General features: G+C 53.8%; 7 protein-coding genes. 5 read left to right on the top strand and 2 right to left on the bottom strand.

The genetic code is table 11. The annotated features are described in order from the left end of the window. From ACETWG_13000 to ACETWG_12990, 3 genes are all read left to right on the top strand, one after another. Nucleotides 1-267 (top strand): tetratricopeptide repeat protein (locus ACETWG_13000; protein ID MFB0517504.1); only part of this gene is annotated, 267 nt, incomplete at its 5' end. Between the two features lie 330 nt (nucleotides 268-597). Then, nucleotides 598-1044, top strand: a complete 447-nt coding sequence (locus ACETWG_12995) for a helix-turn-helix domain-containing protein (protein MFB0517503.1) — start codon at nucleotides 598-600, stop codon at nucleotides 1042-1044. Nucleotides 1045-1467: 423 nt separating this feature from the next. Further along, nucleotides 1468-2415 carry a hypothetical protein gene (locus tag ACETWG_12990; GenBank protein MFB0517502.1) on the top strand — a complete coding sequence of 316 codons (948 nt, stop codon included), beginning with the start codon at nucleotides 1468-1470 and terminating at the stop codon, nucleotides 2413-2415. Nucleotides 2416-2496: 81 nt separating this feature from the next. On the opposite strand, the gene ACETWG_12985 is transcribed toward ACETWG_12990, so the two are convergent. Then, entirely contained in the window at nucleotides 2497-3267 is a 771-nt protein-coding gene (locus ACETWG_12985) for a putative metalloprotease CJM1_0395 family protein (GenBank protein ID MFB0517501.1), read from the bottom strand. A gap of 344 nt (nucleotides 3268-3611) precedes the next feature. On the opposite strand from ACETWG_12985, the gene pyk reads away from it, so the two are divergent. Together pyk and ACETWG_12975 are read left to right on the top strand one after the other, a co-directional pair. Further along, nucleotides 3612-5039, top strand: a complete 1428-nt coding sequence (gene pyk, locus ACETWG_12980) for a pyruvate kinase (GenBank protein MFB0517500.1) — start codon at nucleotides 3612-3614, stop codon at nucleotides 5037-5039. 117 nt (nucleotides 5040-5156) lie between these two features. Next, nucleotides 5157-5354, top strand: a complete 198-nt coding sequence (locus ACETWG_12975; protein ID MFB0517499.1) for a hypothetical protein — start codon at nucleotides 5157-5159, stop codon at nucleotides 5352-5354. A gap of 164 nt (nucleotides 5355-5518) precedes the next feature. On the opposite strand, the gene ACETWG_12970 is transcribed toward ACETWG_12975, so the two are convergent. Then, a partial coding sequence (locus ACETWG_12970) for a hypothetical protein (protein MFB0517498.1) occupies nucleotides 5519-6296 on the bottom strand: 778 nt, incomplete at its 5' end.

Below are 6296 nucleotides of genomic sequence, written 5' to 3'. Positions count from 1 at the left end.
GCACATCAGAATCGCTGGGAGGAACTCTTGGCAACTTTATCTGAGATCACCCCGCCCCTACCAGATCACCTCCGGGAGCTGGGTGGTATAGCCCTCATTAAGCTACAGCGCTTTACGGAAGCGATCGCCCACTACAAGGCGTGGCTTGAAGATCACCCCACCCATAAAAGACTGCGCCAGAGACTCGCGGGTCTGTACGCCAAGGTTGGGAATCGGGAGGCTGCCGAAAAAGTCCTTTGGGAAGAGCCGCCGAGCCGGCCAGATTGATGGCGGCTCTATGTTAATTGGCCCCGTCGACTAATAGACGTGGTAAGCTAATTCCTAACAGTGATTCTCCACGATTTCGTCACAGATAGCTCTGGTTCAGAACCAACGATGTCTCATAGACAGTACAAAACTAAATTTATAAAGTATGCCATTGGGATATTATATAGAGTAAAAAAACACTTCATACTTTTTGATTATAGGCAAAGTTATTAATAAATTATAGGAACAATACTAGTATGGGGATGCCGGTTTAAAAACCATTACGAGTGCATTCTTATACTTAAGTTTAGTTGTTACTATGAAATAGGTTAACAAAGTTTATGGGGTGATATGAACGGTTTTACCTGGCAATTCGGTGAGCGTTTCCGGCAGATTCGCAGAATGACCAAACTCACTCAGGACGAGTTCGGTCAGTTATTGGGTGTAAGCCGGCAAACCATTAACGCATACGAGAATGATCGTCAACGGCCGACACTCGACATGATGGAAAAGGTCTGCCGCTTACAGGGAATTTCGCCCCGCTGGATTCTCACCGGTATGGGCGATCCCAAAGCAGATCCATCCTATCTAACTGCTGAAGAGGCCCTTCATAGTTGGACAGTGGGCGAAAAGACACTTGCACCGGAGCAAATTTCGTTGATAAAGTTCATCACCGAAGATCGAGCACGCGCCGTCAAGCTGGCCCATTTCCTTTTAGATGAGGCCTTAAAGCGTCTCCCTTCGGGCCACGGCTCTGAAGTTCCCGGCCCAGGGAGTGAAGCCGCCCCGCCTATCTAGGCTGCAAAATCTAAAAGGGGTATACGCACTCATCGCTTGAGCCCATCCTACGGGTTCAAGCTGTTATATATCCTGTGAGCGGCTGGAATGTAGGTCAACTTTTCTGGGTTGACGAAACGTTCAGTCAAGGGGTGCAGCTGCGGTCTGGCCCAGGGACGCTGAGTCGCTCTGGGAGCTGAGTATTATCCCTGTAAGATCTATCTGAATAATCCCTAACTATCCACCTGGCTGCGGCCTTCCAGCTAGATTTGAAGATGACTACCAGGCTTTTTGGCAGCAATGGGTCATCTGACATGTTGAATTGCTCATCCCTGTAAGGCTATCATAAGCTGCTGTTATTTTTTGGCTTGAAGATGGATCAACAAAACGTCAAGTAAGTTTTCAATTCCTATTCTCAATAAGATGGTCCCACCTGGAACATTTATGGCCAAAAATGTTGTTTCTGTTCTGTTACTGGCTTGGCTGCCGCTCCTTTACCCAGCGGGCAGCGTGGCGAGGTACGCGGGGCAGACGAATCTGGAAACGTCCAGTCTGGAGCCGTATATCCTCATCGGAGAGAGCGGTAAAAACGTCGAGCGTACAGCCAGTGACATCATCGGCCAGCTGTTCATGCGGAATTACGAGATCCTGGGTAAGTACACACCTGCTGGGGACCCCAACCGTTGTGTGATAGTGGTGACTAATCACGATTTGTTGAAAGCAGTAGCGGAGCTCAAACCGACAGCTACTTTTGCCGCCGTGGTGCGGATTGCCGTTACCCGTGAAGGGGAAATGACTTACGTCTCCTGTCAGAACCCGGTTTATTGGGCTAATGCCTATCTCCAGGAGAATTACACTTCAGTTGCGGAGCAGATCGCTAAGTTCAAGCAAGATTTGGTGAGGGCTATGCCTCCCCTGCGGGGCCGATTTAACCGTCCCTTTGGCGGCCCTCGTAACCATCCCCTAACCCCTGAGAAAATTAGGACTTATCGGTTTCGGCGCCGGGCCGAAGCCTTCAATGATCAAATCACCCTGGCGACCTTCGATTCCTTTGAAGAGGCAGTAGCCATCATCGAAAACCGTCTGGCCTCCTCCGCACTGCTCACCAGAGTGTTTGAAAAAACCACGCCAGGTAAACAGGTCAAATTGTATGGTCTTGCATTGGGGGGTGATACCGGTGAAAAACGGATATTCTCTCTCCTGGATACTGAGAGAATGAAACGTACCGCGAGCATGCCGTATGAGATCCTGGTAGTGGAAAAGCGGGTGGTTATGCTCCCGGTTCGTTTTCGTCTACCCCTCAGTTTTCCACATATAGACCGCAAGACCTACCGGCAGCTTAAGGCCGTCGATAAGAATATCACCCAGTTGTTGTCAACATTGGTTGAATAGCCCGGTGATTATGAACTGCGACTCTACCTGGTATTATGAGCCATGTGGATTCCGCTGTGACTGACTAAAATAAGCGGAACGCTAGGCGAACAGGTTGATGAGGATTGGCTCGAGCTGGGGTGTAATGGCCTGGCCGTTCTGGTTGTATTCGTCGGTCTGTTGTTGGAACTCTTCGGCTCGTTGACGGGCAAGTTCCATGCGGGCCTCGAACTCCATCTGATTAGCTTGCATGGCGACCCGTTGGTCCTGAGCAGAGGGGTCACTGGGAGCCAGGGCCGCCCTTCTTACTGCCTGGGCTTTCTGAATGGTTGCTTCGGGATCATCAGGCACTTCTGAGGTATCAATCTGTACTTCTCCGCCGACGGCGTAGAGCCTTCCATCGGGTCCCAGGACATATTCGAACTGGGCCCGCCTGATGACATAGCGGCCACCGGCCATTACATGCGCCTGTTCGTGCTGTCTGACCGCGGCATCCCTGGCCCTCAGCTCCTCAACCTCCTGCTTTTCTTCTTCGGTGAGCTCCAGCGAGCCGGGTGCCTTACTGGCCACTCGCTGCGACCCCGGACGCTGGTTGTCGTTGAGTGGTTTAGATTCCTGCTCCTCGTCGGGACTTTCGTTTTGTCGAGGCCCACTGTGCTCCGGCATACCAGTGGGGCGTTGGGTGCCAGCTTCGACGGCGCCAGGAACAGCTGATGTGGGTACGTAGACATCGGGATACTGGTCTGGTGCAGGCGTACTGCGAGGCGGGTTCACACCGGTTGCCTGCTCGTTGGCAGCTCCCGGTTGTGGCTCCGGTACAGATTCCCTGGGCGGGAAAAGGATGGGTTGAAGGTTTACCGCTGTCAAGTTCATGACAGTATTGAAAATCCATGGATTACGTTGTCGTACCTTGGCATCTAATCAAATTTATGCCAATTTTCGACTAAACCCACTTCCGCAGCTTCGTTATCGGGTGGATTGAAGCAAACTTTAGTCCTTTTTTTCGGTCCTGATAACATTCCATGGCTGGTTGGGGGGGATGCTGGCGCAGGCCAGGCCGGTTGTGGCTGCAGTTGCCTCGGCAAGTTGCGCTTGCGACTCACTGTACTTGGCCGTAACGTAAATATTATCGAGCTGAGTTATGACTCCTCCCGATATATTTAAGCACTTATCCCCGAACCTGGCAATTGGAAACCTCGTCGAAAAGGGTGCCTGTGATGAAAAATAAGAAAGCCTGCCGTAAGACGAAAACGGTAGTGACCATAGGCCCGGCCTCATGTCAGCCAGAAACCATGCGTCGTCTGCTGACAGCCGGAATGGATGTGGCTCGCATCAACACCTCTCATACGGATCGGCAAGGCCTGATCAACCTGGTGTCGAGCCTGCGGGCCGTAGCTGCGGACGAAGGTTGCATGCTAGGGATTCTGCTGGACCTGGCCGGACCGAAAATCAGGGTTGCCGACCTCCCCGCCAAAGGCCGACATCTGGCTGAGGGGGAGGTGCTCACCCTCGGGACTGGTAACGACGCGGATATCAAGATTCGGCCTGCTGTGGCGTTTCAGGCTGTGGAGGAAAATGCGCGAGTCATGTTGGACGATGGTCGTATCGAGCTTCGCGTTGTGGCCCATGAATCATCCTCTCTGCTCCGGATCGAGGTGGTCTACGGCGGCCATCTTAAAGCCAACAAGGGGGTGAACTTTCCAGGCGTGGCCCTGGGCGTCCCATCGTTAACCACGCGGGATAAGGAGAATTTACGTCTGGGACTGGAACAGGACGTGGATTGGATAGCCCTTTCTTTTGTCCGATCTCCCGATGATCGCCAGGCGATTGATGAGGTCTTTTCCGATGCAGGGCGGTGGCTGCCCGTGATGGCGAAGATCGAGAAGCCCGAAGCTGTGGCGCGGTTGGACGAGATCATCCAGGTATTCGATGGTATCATGGTGGCCCGGGGTGATCTGGGAGTGGAGATGCCGCTGGAGGAGGTTCCCCTCATCCAGAAACGGATTATCCGGCAATGTAACGCCGCAGGCAAGCCAGTAATAACCGCCACCCAGCTGCTCGATAGCATGGTGTCGGAGCCGTCCCCTACCAGGGCCGAAGTCAACGATGTAGCTAATGCCATTTACGATGGCACTGACGCGGTTATGCTGTCCAATGAGACCGCTATTGGCACCTATCCAGTTAAGGCTGTTGAAACCCTCCACGCCATCGCGATCACTACCGAAGCGGCAACCGCGCATACTGATCAGAAAAGGCGGCAAGACTACTCTATTCAGGGAGTAAGCGCCTCCATCAGCCATGGCGCCTGTAATATTGCCCACGAACGAGGGATTCCGGTTATCGTGACAATGACCCATACCGGCAGTACCGCCAGGAGCGTGTCCCGCTTTCGACCCAACTCCCGCATCGTGGCCCTTTCACCATTCACCTCCACCTGCCGGCAACTGCAGCTCAGCTGGGGCATTACACCGCTACAGGTAGAAGAGTATGCCAGTACCGATGAAATGATCGCAAAGGCTGAGCGTCTGCTGCTGGAGAAAGAGTTTGTGCGCCCGGGGGATTATTTCGTCCTCACCGCCGGTGTCCCCATCGGCCAGCCTGGTACTACCAACCTGCTGAAAGTACAACAAGTGGGACAAAACTAGATATGCGACCAGTTGGTGAGAGATCCCTATATTGGATTTAGCTTAGCCTAGGCCTCCTGGGGGCCGTTTCTCCTATAGCCAGCCAGTGTCCGCTCGCCAATCCCCCTCCAGCTGCCGGTGAATGGCAGCGATCTTATCGTATTCGGCTCTTTTGAGCTCGCGGCCGTGGATAGCACCGAAATCACTCCTTATGTGAATGGGTCCATCACTGTAGAGGAGGTTCTCTGGGGAGAGATGCTCAGTTTTCTGACCGGTAAGGTGATTGGCCTGGAGAAGGTTCCAGCGGGGAAGAACATCTGGTTCGGTTTGATCTAAAGGAGCTGTTCGATCTGAATCTCCAAACCAGCTATGAAGTGCGGTTTCAGATCAAGGGATTCGCGAAGAGCAGTCTTCTAATTCCCGGCTTTCCTATACAAGAAGGCGCCTAACGGTTTACCAGCGCCATATCCTGGGGTGCATCTTCTGGCGCAGCCCTGGAACTACTGTCGGGCGTTAGATATCAGCCGGATATGGGACTGCCATTGTACCTGCTCGAAGACCTGCTGCCTGGAAACAAGCCCACCTGTTTCCAGGTCCAGTGAAGCCAGCTCCGGCGTCAGTTCCGGGAGTTGACTCACCCGCTTGAATTCTTCCGCCAGGACCAGCACCGGCTTGTCCAGACGGCGGGCTTGCAGAGCCAGGTCCCGGGAGCCGACCTTGTTGATAAAACCGGTATCATCATACTGGTCTGCTCCGAGTAATACCACCTGCACGTCCGCCATTTTCCGCGGCAGCTGGTCATCGGCGATCAATCTAGCCTTGGCGCCGGCCGCTGTGAGGGCCTTGCTCAGAATATGTCCCTCTCCTCCTGGATCGGACACCGCGCACAGCACCTGAGGTGGGGTGTGCGCGAGGAGAATAGCGCGCCGGACTACAGAGCTGTTGCTGAGGGTTAGTACTGACTGATAGTCTTTGAGTATCACGGCTGCTCGCTCAATGGTAGCCCGGGTCTGCTGGGCCATAAGGGCAGCGGTGTGTTTCAGGTCATGCCGCTTCTGAGTAAGCTGCGCCAGGGCATAAGGCCACACCGCCATGAGGGGAAAAGTCTTCTGGCAGGCCTGGAGTCCCGCTAGTATTGTATCCCGGGAGTGTCCCTGCGCAAGTTGGACGAATTGACTGAATAGTGCCGACGCGCCGTCGCAACGATTGCTGAGGACGGCATGGAAGGGTGATCCTGGGTAACCTGCCCGGGCAGAGAAAGCGCGCATGATGTCCTTG

The sequence above is a fragment of the Candidatus Neomarinimicrobiota bacterium genome, assembly GCA_041862535.1.
In the GTDB taxonomy this organism is placed as follows: domain Bacteria; phylum Fidelibacterota; class Marinisomatia; order SCGC-AAA003-L08; family TS1B11.
Note: the sequence above shows the minus strand (reverse complement) of the source record. Positions and strands in the feature narration are given on the sequence as shown.